Genomic DNA, 17,771 nt, shown 5'->3' on the forward strand with positions numbered 1-17,771 from the left:
AAGATGGACGCTGTGAAGAGGGCCGCTGTGAATTGGTGCAGGCGATGACCGCGGACCTGTCCCGGCTCACCGGATTACGATCGGGTAAGAGTTCGTTCTACCCGCAGTATCGCGGTGCGGCCGAGCGCCTCGAACGCGTCGTGCATGCCTTGGAGTTGATCTCGCGGGCTTTGGTGCGCACCGTCGAAGGGCCGGAAACCCTCGTCTGCGCGGTCGCGGAAGCTGCCCGTGCGCATCTGAGTGCCAACTGGATAGTCTTCGCCTTGGCTGACGGAACATTGCCCGACGCCGGACCACGGCGACTGGTTCTCGGCCCGGACGCCACCCCTTTTCTGGTCGACAATGTGGAGGGGCCGCCACTTCCGGAGGATGTCGTCGAATGCCTCGACGACATCCGGTACGGAAGAATCGAATCCAACTCGGTGATCGACGCGCACTACGCGTTTGTGCCGATCGTGCTCGGTGGCGGCGTGGTAGGTGCCTTTGCAGCCTGGACGCCGGCCAACCGAACCCTCGACACGACGGACGGAGCCGTGCTCAGCATTCTGGCCAGCCAGACTGCTGTGGCTCTGCAGAATTCGGCGCTCTATCAGCGAGGACAACTACTGCTCGAGCGTGCCGAAGATGCCTATGCGGAGGCCAATCGTACTGCAGCCGACCTTGCGGTGCGCAACAGCGAATTGGAGTCCACTCAGCGTCAACTCGGAGTGGCGCACCGGCACCAAGTGGTCGACGACGAACGTCACCGGATCGCCCGCGAACTGCACGACAGCGTGACACAGGCGGTGTTGTCGGCCGGCATGCAGATCGAGGTCTGCCGGAGTGACATCCCGGAGGCTGAACGCAGTGAAAGACTGGACTTGGCAAAGGATTTGACCAGGAGGGCGGTCGAGCAGCTTCGTTCGGCGATCTACGCGCTCAATCATTCGTCGGACGCGGACCGGACGTCGTTGCCCGAGATGCTCGAGCAACTCGGCGTGGTTCACATGCCGGACGAGTTGGCGGTGAGCGTTCGCGTCGGCGGTACCCCGACCGAACTTCCGGGCGATGCCGAACACGCTCTTCTCCGGATCGCTGGGGAAGCTCTCTTCAATGCAGCGGTCCATGCTCACGCGAATCGGGCGGTGCTACGTCTGACCTATCGGGCGGACTCCGTGTTGCTGTCGGTCTCCGACGACGGTGACGGCGACCCTGCGCGAATGCGTCTGATCCTCAAACTCGCAGCCACCAACGACGTCGACGGCCGCCATCGCGGTCTCGCGAACATGCAGGCGAGAACACTCGAGTTGGGTGGTGCGCTCGAAGTACGGCGCGCGCGGATCGGTGGGATTCAGATTCTCGTGCGACTACCACTGCCGTTCGACTCGGGCATGGAAAACCTTTGCTCCACAACTGAAATCGAGAGCGAGGAATCATGACCACTGCGCGTCCCGTCATCACCCGCGGAGCATCGCCGGTTCAGGGATTGGTTCGAATCGTCCTGGTCGACGACCATGCAATTCTGCGGCAAGGGCTCCGCTCGGTTCTCGAGCGCGAAAGCGATCTCGAGATCGTGGGGGAGGCGTCGTCCCTCGCCGAGGCCCTCGCCGTGGTCGACAAGGTCGGCCCGGACATCGTCCTGATGGATCTCAAACTCTCCGCCAGTTCCGACTACGAGGGACTGACCCTGTGTGGCCAGCTGTCCTCGGCGCATCCCGGCCTCGGACTGTTGGTTCTCACCACGTTTCTCGACGATCAACTGGTGGTGCGAGCGGTGCACGCGGGTGCTCGCGGCTATGTCGTCAAAGACGTCGACACCACCGAATTGGTGCGTGCGATCAGGGCGGTCTCGCGGGGTGAGAGTGCGTTCGATTCGCGCAGCGCGTCAGCTGTCGTGCGATCGCTCAACGGGCAGTCGTCGTCGAAAGAACGATTGACCGATCGCGAACTCGAAGTGCTCAGACTCCTCGCAAACGGCTTGTCCAACATCAAGATCGGTGAGAGATTGTTCATCTCACCGACCACCGTCAAGTTTCACGTCAGCAACATCATGCGCAAACTCGAGGTGAGCCGTCGAGCAGAGGCCGTCTACGCCGCCAGTAAGCAAGGTCTGATCTAGCTCCGCTCGGAGACCGTCCAGGCGCGCAGCGCTTGATGCTGTACGAGGAGCACACTCGAACGAGTTGTGCGCAGAGTCGACGCGGTCATCTCGGCAGTCAGACCCACTGCGATTCGTAGTACCAGAACCTCACGTTGGTCGTCGGTCAGGCGACGCGGGCGTTTGAATTGTCCGTCGATGTTGCGTGACTGGGGAATTGACGCAATTCGTCGAGAGGCCAACTCGTACGCGAAGGTCTCGATGCGTGTGTCGGCCGAGATCGTGTCGGACATTCGTGTGACGACGTCCAGGGTGCATTGGTGGGCGAGATCGTCGGCGAATGTCGCGACGGGCGTCCCGAGGAGTCTGGCGCGATAGTAGAGAACGACGCGAGGGTGCAACCGGGCCAGTAGTTTCGACAGTGCATGGTGATCACCGGCGAATGCCTCGGCGGCGGTGCGATTCAGGGAAATCGATCGTTCACAGGTTTCGGGTGAAGCGGTACGCGCGAAGGGTGGAGTCGGTGAAGTGTTCGCGCCCCTGATCGACAGCTTCATCAGCAACTCCTCGATTACACCGCACCTGACCATGCTGGAACGAGAATTGAGGTACCCAGCCGAAATTGCGAGTAAACCTGAAGTTACCTGCCAGGTGTCCGGTCTTTTCGCCGGGAGCGCCAGTCCGCGAGCATTCGCGGCATTTCCGCGGCCATGAAGTCGAAGAAGTCGCGCAGATCTGCCATTCGATCGCCGGCTGTTGTTCCTTCACCGAGGACTCGTATGCCCTCGTCCGCAACTGCCGAGACCTGGTAGAGCGAGGACTGTTTCGTGACAAACGCGTCGGCCCACATGTCGACGCTGACGCAGTAGTGCTGACGCCGCGATCCGGGGACGGCCACACGCTCGATCAATCCGACTTGCTGGAGGTATCGGACGGCTCCGGAAATGGCGGCGGGGCTCACTCCCAACCGAGATCCGAGATCTCCTGGCGTGGACGAGGGTGTCTCGCTGGTCATCAACGCGGCCCAGACGCGAGCGGGCATCGGCGGAAAACCCATGTCGCTCAGTACGAGTGAGAGTCGCTCGACATAGTGTCGGCTCTCGTCCGGTGCAACGGTGTGGCTGGTGTCGGTCATCGGAACCCTTCGATCTTTCCGTCTTTTCTATCTTCACACATTTGTGAAATCGGCGTACGGTCAAATTCATGGGTGCGGCAATTTCAGTGAATAGCCTCGTCAAGACCTTCGGTACCACCCGCGCGCTGGACGGCCTCGACCTCGACGTCTCGACGGGTGAAGTGCACGGATTCCTGGGGCCGAACGGTTCCGGAAAGTCCACCACTATTCGGGTGCTCCTCGGCCTGCTCCGCTCGGACTCCGGAAACGCAACCGTTCTCGGCGGCGATCCGTGGCGAGACGCTGTTACTTTGCATCGACGTCTCGCCTATGTGCCTGGCGACGTGAATCTGTGGCCCAACCTCACCGGCGGTGAGGCTATCGATCTGTTGGCGGGCCTGCGCGGTGGCCTGGACCGAAAACGCCGCTGCGAGTTGCTCGATCGCTTCGAATTGGACCCGACCAAGAAGGCGCGCACGTACTCGAAAGGTAACCGGCAGAAGGTTGCACTCGTGGCCGCGTTCTCGTCCGACGTCGACCTTTACGTCCTCGACGAACCCACATCGGGGCTCGACCCGTTGATGGAGGCGGTATTCCAGGACTGCGTCGAGGAGGTGGCTCACGCCGGAAAGACGGTACTGCTGTCGAGCCATATCCTCGCCGAGGTCGAAGCGCTGTGCGATCGCGTGAGCATCATCCGCGACGGGCGGACGGTGGAAGAGGGAACACTGTCCGAACTCAGGCATCTCACGCGCACGTCCGTCGCGGCGGAGACGCAGCGTCCGATCGGTGGACTCGACGGACTCGGCGGTGTCCACGACGCGGTGATCGACGGTAACCACGTCACCTGCGAAGTCGACAGCGCGCAACTCGGACCACTCATGACGTACTTGGTCGGATTCGGAATCGTGGCGCTCACTTCCACTCCGCCGACTCTCGAAGAACTTTTCTTGCGGCATTACGGTGACGAACGGGCCAGGGAGACTTCGGTACACCTGCGAGCCGAGACCGGAGTACGGCCGTGACCGTTGTTGTCGAGGCCGCTTCACCGGTACCGGCCTCGGCAAGTCAATTCGCCGGCACACGCCGACTGGTTCGGCTGGCTTTGCGGCGGGACCGAATTCAGCTCTCCGTGTGGGTTATCTCCATCGTCTTGTTCATGCTGCTGGTTGTCGCCAGTGTGACCGGGCTGTACTCGACATCCGAGGAATTACGAAACATCGCAGTCAGTTCCGCGGTATCGCCGGTCGCGCTGGCGACCAACGGGATCGTGTCCGGTGATTCGCAGGGCGCGATAGTCGCCAGCCAGTCGGTGCTCGTGTTCGCGTTGGTGGCCGCATTGATGAGCACCCTCGCGGTGGTTCGCCATACGCGACAGAACGAGGAGACCGGCCGAGCCGAGATGATCGGTGCAGCGGTGGTAGGTCGACGAGCGCTCCTGACCTCCGCATTGATCGTAACGGTCGGTGCGAACGTCGTTCTTGCACTGGGAATTGCACTGGGATCGATCGCCGTCGGTTTGCCTGTCGTCGGTTCGTTCGCGTTGGGCGCCTCGATAGGTGGGACCGGAATCGCGTTTGCCGGAGTGGCAGCCGTGACGGCGCAGATCACCGACGGTGCTCGTACGGCCAACGGCCTGGCGGGTGCCGCGATCGGCGTTGCGTTCATGCTGCGCGCGATCGGCGACGTGAACAGTACGGTCGTCGACGACGGAACTCGCGTGGTCAGTGGCTGGTTGTCGTGGCTCTCGCCGATCGGATGGGCACAACAGATCAGACCTTTCGACGACGACGCCTGGTGGATCCTGTTGTTGCTGATCGGATTCGCGGCTGTGCACGTGGTGGTGGCTTTTGTTCTCATCGGCCATCGCGATCAGGGAGCGGGACTCGTTCAGCCCCGACCCGGCCCGCCAGTCGCGGCATCGTGGCTACCGTCGGCTTGGGGCCTGGCGTGGCGCATGCAGCGAATGACGATGTTCTGGTGGATCTTTGCCGTTGTCATACTCGGGTTCGCGTACGGCGCTGTGGGCAACGAGATCGACGCGATGGTGGGATCGTCGCAGCAGACCGCGGAGATGTTCGAGAAACTTGGCGGCGGCGGATCGGATCTGGTGGATTCCTACTTGGCCACTGCTCTGGGGCTCACGTCGATAGTCATCGCGGCGTATTCGGTCCAGAGTCTTCTCCGGATGCGGGGCGAGGAAACTTCGGGACGGCTCGAACCGTTGCTGGCAACGTCTTTGTCGCGGTGGAGGTGGATGCTTTCCCACCTGGGTGTGGTTGTGGGCGGCGTGATCCTCGCGCACGTCTTGATGGGTGCCTTCACCGGATTTGCCTTCGGGCTCGTCACGGACGACATCGGCGGCAACACACTTCGCATGACTGGCGCCGCGTTGGCCTATCTGCCTGCGGTGCTCGTAGTCGTGGGGTTGGTGTCGTTGGCTTTCGGACTGTTTCCGACGTACGCGTCGGCGCTCTCCTGGGTAATCTTGGCGGCATGCATCGTGCTCGGGCAACTCGGCACGTTGCTGAAGCTTCCGCAGGTAGTGCTGGATCTGTCGCCCTACACTCACGTGCCGGGTGCCCCTGCCGAGCCGGTGACAGTTCTGCCACTGCTGGCAATGATCGTTGTGGCAGTGGTGCTTTCGACAGCATCGCTTGTTGCGTTCCGTCGTCGCGACCTCCAGGTGTAGGAGAGCTGAAACTCAACTCAGAATTCGACGAAGCTGGCGAGCCCGAGCAGCAAGTCGTCCGGTCGAGTCGAATAGTTCGGATTCGTCAACACAGAGAGTGTCCGTCGCCCAGGCAGTCCCGTGGCGTAGGCGATACCACGGTGACAGCGTTCGGGGATCTGCCGTGAGGTGCTCCGGGGTGAAATGCGCGGTGAACTCGATGGTCGGTATGGCCACGGGCATCGTCAGTGTCGCGAACAGTCCGGGCGGAAGCGCGTCGAGAAGGACCGCGGCGCGCTCTTGGGCCGTGAAATCGAGGTCTGTGAGCAGGCGGATCCAGACGTCGAATTCAGGGGAGTCGCCACCGGCGAACGGCCTCGCGGAATTGATCGGCCGGATGTCGAGGTGCTGGGCGAACGGCACAAAATCCACCGGGATCTCCAGCGGCGGCAGGGTTGACGGGTCGGCCGGAGCCGGTTCGGCGACAGGGGCGGACATTGTTGTAGCTCCTATGTCGCGGGCCAACCGAACGAGAGCGGATCCCGAACCGGTCAGCGTGACGTGGCAACTGACGGTCCGCCCGCCCCGCATCTCGCCGACAGTCAACTCGGCCGGCCCAGGAGGAACGGGGCGGTCCAGATGCGCCGTGACTGCCAGCGGTTCGGCTCCGGACGCGTCGGCCGCCACCCGCAGCATCCGTGCAATTGCGAGTCCGCCCTGGATGCCGTCGAAACTCCGCCAACTGGAGTCGAACTCGGTGTGATGACGCGCTGCGTCGGTCGACGGCGCGGCCGCCACTGATGCCTGACTAGTAATTGCCATAGTCAGCACCCTAGATGCTGACTATGGCTATGGCAAGCTAGGGTCTATTCGGGAGTGCTGGACGACCCACCGAAGAGCATGTAGATGAGGATCTGAAGAATGCCGAGAGGATTGATCTCGCCGAGGCTGCTCATGTGTGAGGAACTCCTGATTGCAGGGATGGGTATTGTTGCGTCGCAACGTCACTGAAAGTACGGCAATTCGAACAGTGTGGTGCGAAATTTACCGATAATTCACTGTCCGCGAGTCGAGCGGCAGTGCAGGTAGGCGTCAGTGACCACGTCGAGAACGCGATTGCCGTGTGCATCGACCAATTTCGCTGTGATGGTCACCAATCCTCGCGCGCGATTGTCGAACACGACGTTGTCGACGGTGACCTTTCCGCTCAGGGTGTCACCGGGGCGAAGCGGACGGAGGAAGCTCACGTCGCGCATGGTTTTCCCGGCGATCACGTTCCACTGGTCGTAGAGACTGGCGACCACCAACTTCTGGCAGATCGACAGGGTGTGCAGCCCGCTGGCGATCAACCCGCCGAAGACGCCGGACTCGGCGGCTTCCTTGTCGACGTGAAACCACTGGGGATCCCACTGAGTTGCGAACTCGACGATTTCCTCTTCGGTCACCGAATACGAACCCAATGGGATCACTTGGCCGATCTCGAGATCCTCGGCGAACACTGCGCGTTTGTGAAGGGCGGCCGAATCGTTCATGGTTGTGAAAATCTCCTGCGTGTTCCGGGTGTACTCGGAACATACTCTCGCAGTGTGTTCGAGTCGGTCTCCGGTGTCGTCGGGCAATGCAGGGTCACTAGAATCGCCACATGGTCGACGACGCGAAAATCGAGCCGAGGGCGCTGGTAGGAAAGTGGCACTTCGAGCGGGACATCGTCGACCGCCTTTCTGGTTCCACCAAGCATGTATTCGGCGAGACCACTATCTCCGACGCCGGTGACGGTCGGATGCGCTGGTACGAGAGCGGCACGCTGCGTGACGGCGACCTGGAATTACCCGTGTTCCGAACTCTGTTCGTTGCCGAGCGCGGCCTCGAGTGGGCCGTGACATTCGAAGACGGCAGAGAGTTCCACGACTGGGCGCCGGGGGAGGAAGTCGAGCACCTGTGCGGTGCGGATACCTACCGCGGGCGAATCGACGTCACTGCCGGAGATCGATCGACCTGGACTGTCGTCTGGACCGTGACGGGGCCGAGCAAGGACTACACGATGACCACGCATCTCACCCGGCCCTGATCACATCGCTCGCCAGTTACTCGACGCCGATCGTCACCTCGGTGGACTTCACGAATACCGTTGCGGCTTGGCCTGGTTCAAGATCGAGATCCAGTGCGGCATCGCGGGTGATCGACGAGGTCACAATCTGATTCCCGCCGTCCAACTTCACCTTGACCGTCGCCATGACGGTGCCGAGGTTGACCTCGGTTATGGTGCCGGTGAGTTGATTTCGTGTGGACAGTCGCATCGCTGAACTCCTGTGCTCTCGGGTGGGTGTTCTTCGACCATAATGCGATGGTCGCGTATCTACCCAGCGATTCCGCAGGTGCGGACATGCGGGCGCCGCCGGTGCGCGAATATTGTCGGGCGGTGGAGGTAGATTCCGGTCATGACTGAACCCGTGAAAGGCCCGGCGTCGTATTTTCCGTCGATCGAGAAGAAGTACGGTCGGCCGATCGGTGAATGGCAAGAGCTGATCAGAAGCTCAGACCTCACGAAGCACATGGAATTGGTCAACTGGTTGAAGTCGGAGCACGGTATGGGTCATGGGCACGCGAATGCGCTTGTCGCCCATACGCTGAAAGAAGGGTAGTTCTTTTCAGGCGGCCGATGCGTCCAGCACCAACCAGCCGCCGTGATGCTCGAATACCTCGAACGGCACACGGCTCTGCCGGCCGACCGCACGCAGTGACTCGAGATCGAAAGTGCGGATGTGGCCGTGGCACGCGGTGGCTTCGTCTTCGAAGGGGACGGCAAGGACGACCCGTTGACGCGCGATCCGGAGTGCTTGCGCGATCACGGCCTCGCCGACTGCGTTGTCGACGTGTTCGAGGAGATGAATCGCGGTGACGGTGTCGGCGCTGTTGTCCGGTGCCGGTACTTCACCCGCGTCGCAGATCACCGTGTCGATCGTGATGCCGAGTTCGGGGGCAACCGCGTCGAGCAGGATCATCGTTCCGGGCAGGATGTCCGTGGCGGTCACGTCCATTCCGGCGCGCGCGAGCCGCAGGGGCAGGAAACCGAAGCAGGAACCCAGATCGAGCACGGAACCGCGGACCAGCTCTTCGGCTTTGTCGTGAATCGGCGCGAAATCTGCAGTGCCGTCCAGTAGTTCGGCAAGTGAGTTCCGGTAGTAGGTGGTCCAGGATTCGAGAGCGCCGTCCACGGTGGAGCGAACCAGGCCGACCATCGTCAACTCGAATTCGTCCTGACCGAACTCCGCGTCCTGGATCGACGAGGTGACTCCGGCGACGAGTCGCTCACTCAGATCGGCGGGAGTGAGGGAGTGCCTGACGTGGAGGCGACCGCCTCGGCGATCGAGCGAGATCGGACCGGACTCGACGCGTTCGACGGTGACATGTCCGAACGACCACAAGCCCGGCGTCGACGGCGCCAGGGAATCCAGGACGGGTTCGTTCGTGATGGTGGACATGATCGCCTTTCTCAGGTGGTGATGCTTTCTCAGGTGCTGATACCGGTCCGCAGGGACTGCGTACCTGTTTTCAAGAGTTCCGGTAGCTCGAGTGAATCGTCGGTGAGCCACTGCTCGTACGCCGACATCGCGACCCCGAGCAGAAGATAGCCGACCGTGCGTGGGCCGTGATCGGTCGGCTCGAGATTCATTCGGCGTGCGACGTAGTCGGCGACCACCTGCCGCCAACCTTCGTACATCACCACAGAGTATGCCTGAAGCGTCGGAACTTCGAGGATCAATTCCATCCGTTTGCGATGTACCGCAGTCTCTTCCGGTGGGAAGGTGTTGAACGTCAACAATGCGGATTCGAGTGCGTCGACCAACGGAATATCAGCGGGCAGTGAATCCAGGTGCTCGCGCATCTCGTCGAGATGTCCGTCGAAGTCTCCCCAGGGGACGGCGTTCTTGGACGGGAAGTAGCGAAAGAAGGTCCGACGCGCGATGCCGGCGGCGTCGGCTATCTGGTCGACGCTCACCTCGTTGAAGCCGACTGTCGAGAACAGTTCGATCCCGATCGTGCTGATTCCCTCCTTCGTTGTGGAGGGGCGACGACCTATCCGAGCGGACGGTTTCTTGCGGCTACGCATACTTTTTTCGCTCCATGTGTGTCATTCTGCACTCGATGCCATTACAGTGGTGAACCGAGTCACAGTGAAGTCCCACTAGTGACCACCAACTCCCAGGTTGGAAGTCTGATCTACAGACTTCCAGACGGAGTGCGACCGCAGGAGGAATCCATGTCAGATCGTGACAACAAGGCGCTCGAGAACGACCTCGTCGAGGAGTCCCTCGTGGAGGAAGTTTCCATCGACGGCATGTGCGGCGTGTACTGACCGTGTCTGCTTTGGATCTCGATGCGGGGTGGAAACTCCACCCGCAGGTAGCGCTTCGCCCCGAACCTTTCGGGGCGTTGCTCTACCACTTCGGAACACGCAAGCTGTCGTTCCTGAAGAACACGACCATCGTTGCGGTGGTCAAGGCGTTGCCAGACCATCCTGATGTCCGGTCCGCACTACGTGCGCAAGGCATCGAAGATGACGCGGCTCCCCAATATGCCCGCGCGCTGAGCACTCTCGCCGACTCGCACATGATCGTGCCTGTCTGAGCCAGACGCTCGCCCCCACGTGCGGAACAGCCCTTCCGCACGTTCGCCCGCTTCATTTCTTCGCGAGGACACAGCCATGACCTCAGTTCTTGAACAGCCCTCCCCGCCCGCCAAGGTGGGTCGCCTCGTCGATCAGTTCGAACTCGGACTCGACGCCCCCATCTGCCTGACGTGGGAACTCACCTACGCCTGCAACCTGTCCTGCGTGCACTGCCTTTCGTCGTCGGGTCGTCGTGACCCCAACGAGCTGAGCACCGAACAGTGCAAGTCCATCATCGACGAGCTGCAGCGTATGCAGGTTTTTTACGTCAACATCGGTGGCGGCGAGCCGACGGTACGCTCCGACTTCTGGGAGCTCGTCGACTACGCGACCGACCACCAGGTTGGTGTGAAGTTCTCCACCAACGGCGTGAAGATCGACAAGAAGGTCGCGGCGCGCCTCGCAGCCAGTGACTACGTCGACGTGCAGATTTCCATCGACGGTGCCACCGCTGAGGTCAATGACGCTGTGCGCGGGCCTGGTTCGTTCGCGATGGCCGAGCGCGCTCTCGCGAACCTGAAGGAAGCCGGCTTCAAGGACGCCAAGATTTCGGTGGTCGTCACGCGGCACAACGTCAGTCAGCTCGACGAGTTCAAGGCTCTCGCGGACAAGTACGACGCGACCCTGCGCATCACTCGACTGCGTCCTTCGGGCCGCGGCGCCGACGTGTGGGACGACCTGCACCCGCGTCCGGAGCAGCAGCGTGAGCTCTACAACTGGCTGGTCGCCAATGGCGAAGGCGTCCTGACGGGCGACTCGTTCTTCCACCTCTCCGCCTTCGGCGATGCACTGCCCGGTCTCAATCTCTGTGGCGCGGGCCGCGTCGTGTGCCTGATCGACCCGGTCGGTGACGTGTACGCATGCCCCTTCGCGATTCACGAGCAGTTCCTCGCCGGAAACATCGTGAAAGACGGTGGATTCCAGGAAGTCTGGCAGCACTCGGACCTGTTCGAGGAGCTGCGCTCGCCCCAAACCGGTGGCGCCTGCAGCAAGTGCAACCACTACGACTCCTGCCGCGGCGGCTGCATGGCGGCCAAGTTCTTCACCGGACTGCCGATGGACGGACCTGACCCCGAGTGCGTCATCGGTAACGGTGAAATGGCACTGGCGTCGGCGGGCGAGGTCCCGAAGTCCAGTGTCGACCACTCCCGTTCCGGTCAACGTAAGACCCCACGCGCATCGGTGCCACTGACACTGATGATGCGTCCGCCCGCCAAGATTTGTGACGAAAACCCGCTTGCGGGAATGCAGTAACTACTGCGCGATACCGACAGTGCGGCGAAAGCTGCACCCCAGAGAGGTCAGTTCAATGGCTAAGAATGCTTTCTTCGAGACGGTGGCAGAAGCACAGCGCCGTGCGAAGAAGAGGTTGCCCAAGTCCGTGTACGCGGCGTTGGTGGCGGGATCCGAGAAAGGGCTGACGGTCGACGACAACGTCGCGGCATTCAGCGAATTGGGTTTCGCTCCCCACGCTGCCGGGCTGTCGGACAAGCGCGAGATGTCCACCACCATTATGGGCCAGGACATTTCGTTGCCCGTCATGATTTCACCGACCGGTGTGCAGGCAGTGCACCCCGACGGTGAAGTAGCGGTAGCCCGTGCGGCTGCAGCACGGGGAACAGCCATCGGACTGAGTTCTTTTGCCAGCAAGTCCATCGAAGAAGTTGCCGCGGCCAACCCGCAGGTCTTCTTCCAGATGTATTGGGTCGGCAGCCGCGACGTGCTCCTGCAGCGTATGGAGCGCGCTCGCGCTGCCGGTGCCAAGGGCCTGATCATCACCACCGACTGGTCCTTCTCGTACGGTCGCGACTGGGGCAGCCCGTCCATCCCCGAAAAGATGGACCTCAAGGCGATGTTCCAGTTCGCACCCGAGGGAATCATGCGCCCGAAGTGGTTGCTCGAGTTCGCCAAGACCGGCAAGATCCCGGACCTGACCACCCCCAACCTCGCGGCTCCCGGCCAGCCTGCACCGACGTTCTTCGGCGCATACGGCGAGTGGATGCAGACTCCGCTTCCGACGTGGGAAGACATCGCCTGGCTTCGTGAGCAGTGGGGTGGACCGTTCATGCTCAAGGGCATCATGCGCATCGACGACGCCAAGCGAGCTGTCGACGCCGGTGTCTCCGCTATCTCGGTCTCCAACCACGGTGGTAACAACCTCGACGGCACCCCGGCGCCGATCCGTGTGCTCCCGGGCATTGCCGAGGCCGTGGGCGATCAGGTGGAAGTTGTTCTCGACGGCGGCATTCGACGCGGCGGCGACGTCGTCAAGGCGCTCGCACTCGGAGCCAAGGCCGTCATGCTCGGGCGCGCCTACCTGTGGGGCCTCTCGGCCAACGGCCAGGCCGGTGTCGAGAACGTGCTCGACCTCATGCGGATGGGCATCGACTCGGGGCTGATGGGCCTCGGCCACTCGTCCATCACCGAACTGAGCCCGGCGGACCTGGTGATTCCGGAAGGCTTCACACGCACATTGGGTGCCAGCTGAGATTACGGCTCCGATAGAGCTGTGAGTTGACACTCGACGAACACACGACCCTGGCCGGACGCCTCGTCCGGTCCAGGGTTGTTTTCGGTCCGCACGAGACCAATCTTGCTGTGGGACGCTCGCTTTCCGATCGGCACCGTGCGTACTACCAGCGCCGCGCCGAGGGCGGAACCGGGATCGTCGTCACCGAAGTGGCCTCGGTATCGGAGAACGACTGGCCGTACGAGCGGGCGCCGTTGGCGTCGCAATGTGGCCCGGGGTGGCAGTCGATCGCGGCTGCATGTGCTCCGTACGGAACGCTGGTTCTGGCCGGGCTCGGTCATACCGGCATGCAGGGATCGAGCGCATACTCCCAGTCGGTGCTGTGGGGACCGTCAAGAGTGGCCGACCCGGCGACGCGTGAGTTGCCGATGGCAATGGGGCAGCCGGAAATCGACCAGCTGATAGTCGGCTTCCGTGAGGCGTCGGCGCTGGCCGTCGCTTCGGGAATGGACGGAGTGGAACTCGATGCCGGTCCTCGAAGCATTCTGCGACAATTCCTTTCGGGTCTGACCAACACTCGGCAAGACCGATACGGTAGCGATCGCGTTGCTCTTGTTCGCGAGGTCATCTCGGCAGTGCGCGAGGAAGTCGGGTCGGATCACGTTGTCTCCCTGCGGTTGTCCTGTGACGAGGAAGCTCCATGGGCGGGCCTGACGCCCGATCTTGCCATCGGTATCGCGCGTGAAGTGTCTCCGTTCCTCGATCTCCTTGTCGTCGTTCGTGGCGGACTCTATTCGTCTGACCGGTACCGCCCCGATTTTCACTGCCCGCCGAACTTCAACCTCGATCTGTGCCGTGAGGTCAAGGCCGCTCTGTCGATTCCTGTTGTCGTGCAGGGGAGCGTCGTGGACATCGCCGACGCTCACGCGGCGCTGGAAGTAGGTGAGTTCGTCGAGATGACCCGGGCCCAGATCGCAGACCCGGACCTGGTTGTGAAAGCCGCGCGCGGCGATCGTCCCCGGCCGTGTGTGCTCTGCAATCAGACGTGCCTCGTGCCTGATCCTCGCAATCCTGTCGTGACGTGCGTCGGGAATCCGAGCGCGGGTTTCGAGACGGTGGACCCCGATGAGCGAGAGCAGATTTCGACACCGGGAGCCGTGCTGGTCGTGGGGGGTGGCCCCGCTGGGATGGAAGCCGCACGGATCTCGGCGGTGGCGGGGCACTCGGTCACACTCGTCGAGAGTTCATCGCAGTTCGGCGGCATGATCCGAACTTTTGCGCGAGGTGACGGCCGTAGCCGGTTCGCACTCCTCGCGCAGTGGTTGGAGGACGAATGCCGTCGTAGCGGCGTGACGATGCGGACCGGGGCGGCGCTCGACGCCCAAGACCTGGGTGACGCACGCAGCCGGGGCGAGTTTGTTGTCGTTGCCACCGGTAGTGCTGCGAGGCCGCCGACGTATCCGGTCGACGATTCGGTTCGGTGGTTGGATGCGTCGGAAGCCTTCGAGAAGTTGAGCACCGTGGGGCCGGGTCCGGTCGCGCTGATCGATCCCCTCGGTGGACCGATCGCGGTGGCGCTCGCAGAAGCACTCGCGGCCCATGGCATCTCCGTCTCGATTGTGACTCCCGACAGCATCGTCGGTTCGAGGCTCGGCGCGAGTGGGGATCTGGTCGGCGCCAACACGCGCATCCAGCAGGCCGGGATCACCAGGGTGCTCGCGTCACGTGTCACCGAAATCGCTCGAGGGGCCGTCTGCGTCGAACACGTCCATACCGGCGAGCGGTCACAGCTCGAGTGCGAAGTGGTGATCGACTGCTCGCCTCGTCTGCCGAACGAAACGCTGAAGGAAGAGGCCGACATTCAGGTGGGCGACTCGGTTGCCCCGAGAACTGTTCTCGAATCCATCCGCGAAGGGCGCTTTGCAGGGTTTACTACTAGAACGAGTTTCAATTCTGCAGAGAGGGCTATCTCATGACACAGGGTTCAGTTCGTTCGCTCGAAGGTCGCGTTGCTTTCATCACCGGCGCAGCGCGCGGTCAAGGACGTGCGCACGCGGTCAAGATGGCGCGCGAGGGAGCAGCGATCATCGCGGTCGACGTATGCGCGTCGGTGGCGTCGGACAATTCCTACGACGCAGCAACTTCCGAGGACTTTGCCGAGACGATACGTCTGGTGGAAGCGGAGGGCGGGAAGATCCTCGCCCGTGAGGTCGATGTCCGTGACGGCGCAGCGCTCACCGCGGTGGTCAAGGACGGCGTCGAACAGTTCGGACGTCTCGACATCGTGGTCGCCAACGCCGGGGTCTGCAACTGGAATCGATTCTGGGAAATGTCGGACGAGCAGTGGGAAACCCTGATCGACATCAACCTGACCGGAGTCTGGAAAACCCTCAAGGCCTCGGTGCCGGCGATCATCGAGGGTGGGCGCGGTGGATCGATCATCGTGGTCAGTTCGGTGGCCGGACTCAAGGCGCTGCCCGGACAGGCGCACTACGCGAGCGCCAAGTTCGGTCTCGTCGGTCTGACGCAGGCCGCGGCAAAGGAACTGGGGGAGTACAAGATCAGGGTCAACTCGATCCACCCTTACGGAGTAAATACGCCGATGGGGGTCGACCAGGGCGCGCTCGAGGTATTTGCAAAGTTTCCGCAGTACCTTCCCAACTTCACTCCGATCCTCTCGGACATCGCTTTCGCCGAACCTGACGAGATCGCCGATACCGTCCTGTGGCTCGCCGGTGACGGTTCCCGCACCGTCACGGCAAGTCATATCGCTCTCGATCAAGGAAACTCCAAGGTCTGATGACGCCGTACCCGCGCCTCTTCGCGCCACTGCGCCTGGGCAACCTGACACTCCGCAATCGGGTCGTGTTCTCCGCACACCTGACCAATTACGCGGAGAACGGGTTGCCGACGGAGCAGCACTCGAGCTACTACGAGGCGCGGGCACGCGGCGGTGCGGGTCTGATCATCACCGAGGAGCACTCGACGCATCCTTCGGATCGACCGTACGAGAAGATGATTGCGGGCTATCGGCCGGAAGCGATCGAGGGATACCGGCGGATCACCGACGCCGTTCATGCGCATGGTTCGTCGATTCTCGCGCAGATCAACCACAATGGGGGTCAGGGCGCTGGAACCTATTCGCGATCGCCGCTGTTGGCGCCGAGCGCCGTTGCGGATCCGTTGTTCCGCGAGGTGCCCAAGGCTGTCGACGACGCGGACATCGCCGAGATTCTCGCAGGGTTCGCCCTTGTTGCGCGCAACTGCGTTGCCGGTGGCTTCGACGGGGTGGAATTGCAGGCGTCGCAGTCGTCCATCGTGCGCGCGTTTCTCGCACCCTCGACCAACCTGCGCACCGATCGCTACGGCGGGGGCGTGGCGAATCGTGCGCGTTTCCTTCTCGAAGTGCTCGGGGTACTGCGTAAGGCCATCGGCCCGGATCGTGTGCTCGGTGTGCGCCTGAGTGGATACGAAGGAACGCGGGGTGGCATCGAACTGTCCGACGCAGTAGCCACCGCTCAACTCATCGAAGCTGACGGTCACGTCGACTACATCAACACCACCGTCGGAATGGCCACGGAAACACTGCATCTGGTGGAAGCATCGATGGCTGTACCCACCGGCTACGCCAACTTCGTCCCGTCTGCTATCAGGGAGGTCGTCGATCTTCCAGTCGTCGGAGTCGGCCGTTTCAAGACGCCGGAGCATGCCGAAGCCGCACTCGAGGACGGTGTATGCGATCTGGTGGGAGTAGTTCGCGGGCAGATCGCCGATCCGGATTTTGTGAACAAGGCGCGTGCTGGTCAATCGGTACAGGTGCGAACCTGCCTGTCCTGCAACCAGGAATGCGTCGGGCGGATGGGTCTGGGACGTTGGTTGGGGTGCACCGAAAATCCGCGCGCCGGTCGGGAATCGGTACCGCTGCCGATGCCGCGGCGACGGGGCCGCACGGTGATGGTGGTCGGTGGTGGCCCGGCCGGCCTGCAAGCTGCGGCTACAGCGGCCCAGCGAGGTCATGCGGTGACGCTGTTCGAGCGTGAACGAAGACTTGGGGGACAGATTCTTACCGCCTCGGTGGTACCGGCTCGCCGTGAGCTCGCCGACCTCGTCCGGAATCTCGAATCTGAGTGTCGCCGAAGCGGTGTGACGATCGAGTTGGATGCTGGAGCCGATCTCGCGATCGTGGAGGAGCGCGCGCCCGAGGTGGTCGTGATTGCAACCGGAGCGCGGCCTGTGCGACCGGCGTGGGCGGGTGGATCAGAGCGTGTGGTGGGTGTTCGAGACGTTCTCGACGGCAAGATTCTGCCGAGTGGAACGGTGCTCGTCTACGACGAACTGGGATTCCATCAAGGTACGTCGGTGGCTGAGTTCCTCGCTGATCGAGGCTGTGCCGTCACGATCGCGACCAACGGCATGGTGGTCGCGCAGGACCTGAGCATCACCCTGGATTTCGAGGGGTGGAACCGCCGGGCGTTCGAGAAGTCGATCGGTCAACGGACAGATCTGATGGTGACTTCGGTGAGTGCTGGGGCCACGCCGCTCGTGAGCTTGGTTCACCTTCCGACGGGTGTGACCGAGGAAGTTGCAGTCGACTGGGTGGTCTTCGCGACACAGCAGGAACCTGTCGACGAGTTGTGGAACACCTTGCAGGGAAGCTGTTTCGAGAAATTTCGCATCGGTGACGCCTTGTCTCCGAGGCGTTCGCACGCGGCCGTCATCGAGGGGCATCGGGCCGCGTTGGCGATATAAGTCGTCCGTTTTGTCTCTGGT

The 17,771-nt window shown here is 62.4% G+C and carries 20 protein-coding genes; 13 read left to right on the plus strand and 7 right to left on the minus strand.

Features of this window, described 5'->3' with window-relative positions:
* The first annotated feature begins 44 nt into the window (after positions 1–44).
* On the plus strand, positions 45–1,418 hold the full coding sequence (locus EHW12_RS08825; RefSeq protein ID WP_003941844.1) for a GAF domain-containing sensor histidine kinase: 1,374 nt from the start codon (positions 45–47) through the stop codon (positions 1,416–1,418).
* Positions 1,415–2,098, plus strand: coding sequence for a response regulator transcription factor (locus EHW12_RS08830; RefSeq protein WP_003942005.1), 684 nt, complete (start codon positions 1,415–1,417; stop codon positions 2,096–2,098). The genes EHW12_RS08825 and EHW12_RS08830 overlap by 4 nt, the downstream gene beginning before the upstream one ends.
* On the opposite strand, the gene EHW12_RS08835 is transcribed toward EHW12_RS08830, so the two are convergent.
* Both EHW12_RS08835 and EHW12_RS08840 read right to left on the minus strand, forming a co-directional pair.
* Entirely contained in the window at positions 2,095–2,634 is a 540-nt protein-coding gene (locus EHW12_RS08835; protein ID WP_042921062.1) for an RNA polymerase subunit sigma, read from the minus strand. The two genes, EHW12_RS08830 and EHW12_RS08835, sit on opposite strands and share 4 nt — an antisense overlap.
* Positions 2,635–2,717: 83 nt before the next feature.
* The gene (locus EHW12_RS08840) at positions 2,718–3,212 is read right to left on the minus strand and encodes a helix-turn-helix domain-containing protein (RefSeq protein WP_007728322.1); all 495 of its coding nucleotides are present in this window, start codon (positions 3,210–3,212) and stop codon (positions 2,718–2,720) included.
* 68 nt (positions 3,213–3,280) lie between these two features.
* Between EHW12_RS08840 and EHW12_RS08845 the strand changes: the two genes are divergently transcribed.
* Both EHW12_RS08845 and EHW12_RS08850 read left to right on the plus strand, forming a co-directional pair.
* A complete protein-coding gene (locus EHW12_RS08845) occupies positions 3,281–4,216 on the plus strand; it encodes an ABC transporter ATP-binding protein (protein ID WP_125050504.1) in 936 nt (311 codons plus the stop codon).
* Entirely contained in the window at positions 4,213–5,883 is a 1,671-nt protein-coding gene (locus EHW12_RS08850; protein WP_125050505.1) for an anibiotic ABC transporter, read from the plus strand. The genes EHW12_RS08845 and EHW12_RS08850 overlap by 4 nt, the downstream gene beginning before the upstream one ends.
* Positions 5,884–5,895: 12 nt before the next feature.
* Here the strand turns inward: EHW12_RS08850 and EHW12_RS08855 are convergent, their stop codons facing one another.
* Positions 5,896–6,684 carry a thioesterase family protein gene (locus EHW12_RS08855; protein WP_042920993.1) on the minus strand — a complete coding sequence of 263 codons (789 nt, stop codon included), beginning with the start codon at positions 6,682–6,684 and terminating at the stop codon, positions 5,896–5,898.
* Between the two features lie 233 nt (positions 6,685–6,917).
* Entirely contained in the window at positions 6,918–7,394 is a 477-nt protein-coding gene (locus tag EHW12_RS08860; RefSeq protein ID WP_007728315.1) for a MaoC/PaaZ C-terminal domain-containing protein, read from the minus strand.
* Positions 7,395–7,504: 110 nt separating this feature from the next.
* On the opposite strand from EHW12_RS08860, the gene EHW12_RS08865 reads away from it, so the two are divergent.
* Entirely contained in the window at positions 7,505–7,930 is a 426-nt protein-coding gene (locus tag EHW12_RS08865) for a DUF6314 family protein (protein WP_042920992.1), read from the plus strand.
* A gap of 16 nt (positions 7,931–7,946) precedes the next feature.
* Here the strand turns inward: EHW12_RS08865 and EHW12_RS08870 are convergent, their stop codons facing one another.
* The gene (locus tag EHW12_RS08870) at positions 7,947–8,159 is read right to left on the minus strand and encodes a TOBE domain-containing protein (RefSeq protein ID WP_003942061.1); all 213 of its coding nucleotides are present in this window, start codon (positions 8,157–8,159) and stop codon (positions 7,947–7,949) included.
* A gap of 141 nt (positions 8,160–8,300) precedes the next feature.
* Here EHW12_RS08870 and EHW12_RS08875 point away from each other — a divergent pair, with 141 nt between their 5' ends.
* Positions 8,301–8,504, plus strand: coding sequence for a DUF4287 domain-containing protein (locus EHW12_RS08875; RefSeq protein ID WP_007728313.1), 204 nt, complete (start codon positions 8,301–8,303; stop codon positions 8,502–8,504).
* A 6-nt stretch (positions 8,505–8,510) separates the two neighbouring features.
* Here EHW12_RS08875 and mftM read toward each other — a convergent pair whose 3' ends face one another.
* The gene (gene mftM / locus EHW12_RS08880) at positions 8,511–9,344 is read right to left on the minus strand and encodes a mycofactocin oligosaccharide methyltransferase MftM (RefSeq protein ID WP_125050506.1); all 834 of its coding nucleotides are present in this window, start codon (positions 9,342–9,344) and stop codon (positions 8,511–8,513) included.
* A gap of 29 nt (positions 9,345–9,373) precedes the next feature.
* Positions 9,374–9,973: a mycofactocin system transcriptional regulator gene (mftR, locus tag EHW12_RS08885; protein ID WP_007728311.1), complete on the minus strand. Its 600-nt coding sequence runs from the start codon at positions 9,971–9,973 to the stop codon at positions 9,374–9,376.
* A 150-nt stretch (positions 9,974–10,123) separates the two neighbouring features.
* On the opposite strand from mftR, the gene mftA reads away from it, so the two are divergent.
* From mftA to EHW12_RS08920, 7 genes are all read left to right on the plus strand, one after another.
* Positions 10,124–10,219 carry a mycofactocin precursor MftA gene (gene mftA / locus EHW12_RS08890; RefSeq protein WP_063836238.1) on the plus strand — a complete coding sequence of 32 codons (96 nt, stop codon included), beginning with the start codon at positions 10,124–10,126 and terminating at the stop codon, positions 10,217–10,219.
* Positions 10,204–10,491, plus strand: a complete 288-nt coding sequence (gene mftB / locus EHW12_RS08895; protein ID WP_007728309.1) for a mycofactocin biosynthesis chaperone MftB — start codon at positions 10,204–10,206, stop codon at positions 10,489–10,491. Before mftA ends, mftB begins: the two co-directional genes overlap by 16 nt.
* A 76-nt stretch (positions 10,492–10,567) precedes the next feature.
* Positions 10,568–11,785 (plus strand): mycofactocin radical SAM maturase, encoded by a 1,218-nt coding sequence (mftC, locus tag EHW12_RS08900; protein ID WP_003942089.1) that lies wholly within the window; start codon positions 10,568–10,570, stop codon positions 11,783–11,785.
* Between the two features lie 55 nt (positions 11,786–11,840).
* Complete coding sequence (mftD, locus tag EHW12_RS08905) at positions 11,841–13,019, plus strand: pre-mycofactocin synthase MftD (RefSeq protein WP_003942047.1); 1,179 nt, start codon at positions 11,841–11,843, stop codon at positions 13,017–13,019.
* A gap of 26 nt (positions 13,020–13,045) precedes the next feature.
* Complete coding sequence (locus EHW12_RS08910) at positions 13,046–14,977, plus strand: mycofactocin system FadH/OYE family oxidoreductase 1 (RefSeq protein WP_054187799.1); 1,932 nt, start codon at positions 13,046–13,048, stop codon at positions 14,975–14,977.
* Positions 14,974–15,801 (plus strand): mycofactocin-coupled SDR family oxidoreductase, encoded by an 828-nt coding sequence (locus EHW12_RS08915; RefSeq protein WP_003941966.1) that lies wholly within the window; start codon positions 14,974–14,976, stop codon positions 15,799–15,801. The genes EHW12_RS08910 and EHW12_RS08915 overlap by 4 nt, the downstream gene beginning before the upstream one ends.
* Complete coding sequence (locus EHW12_RS08920) at positions 15,801–17,750, plus strand: mycofactocin system FadH/OYE family oxidoreductase 2 (RefSeq protein WP_125050507.1); 1,950 nt, start codon at positions 15,801–15,803, stop codon at positions 17,748–17,750. The genes EHW12_RS08915 and EHW12_RS08920 overlap by 1 nt, the downstream gene beginning before the upstream one ends.
* Positions 17,751–17,771 lie beyond the last annotated feature (21 nt).

The sequence above is a fragment of the Rhodococcus sp. NJ-530 genome, from assembly GCF_003860625.1.
Lineage (GTDB): Bacteria > Actinomycetota > Actinomycetes > Mycobacteriales > Mycobacteriaceae > Rhodococcus_F > Rhodococcus_F qingshengii.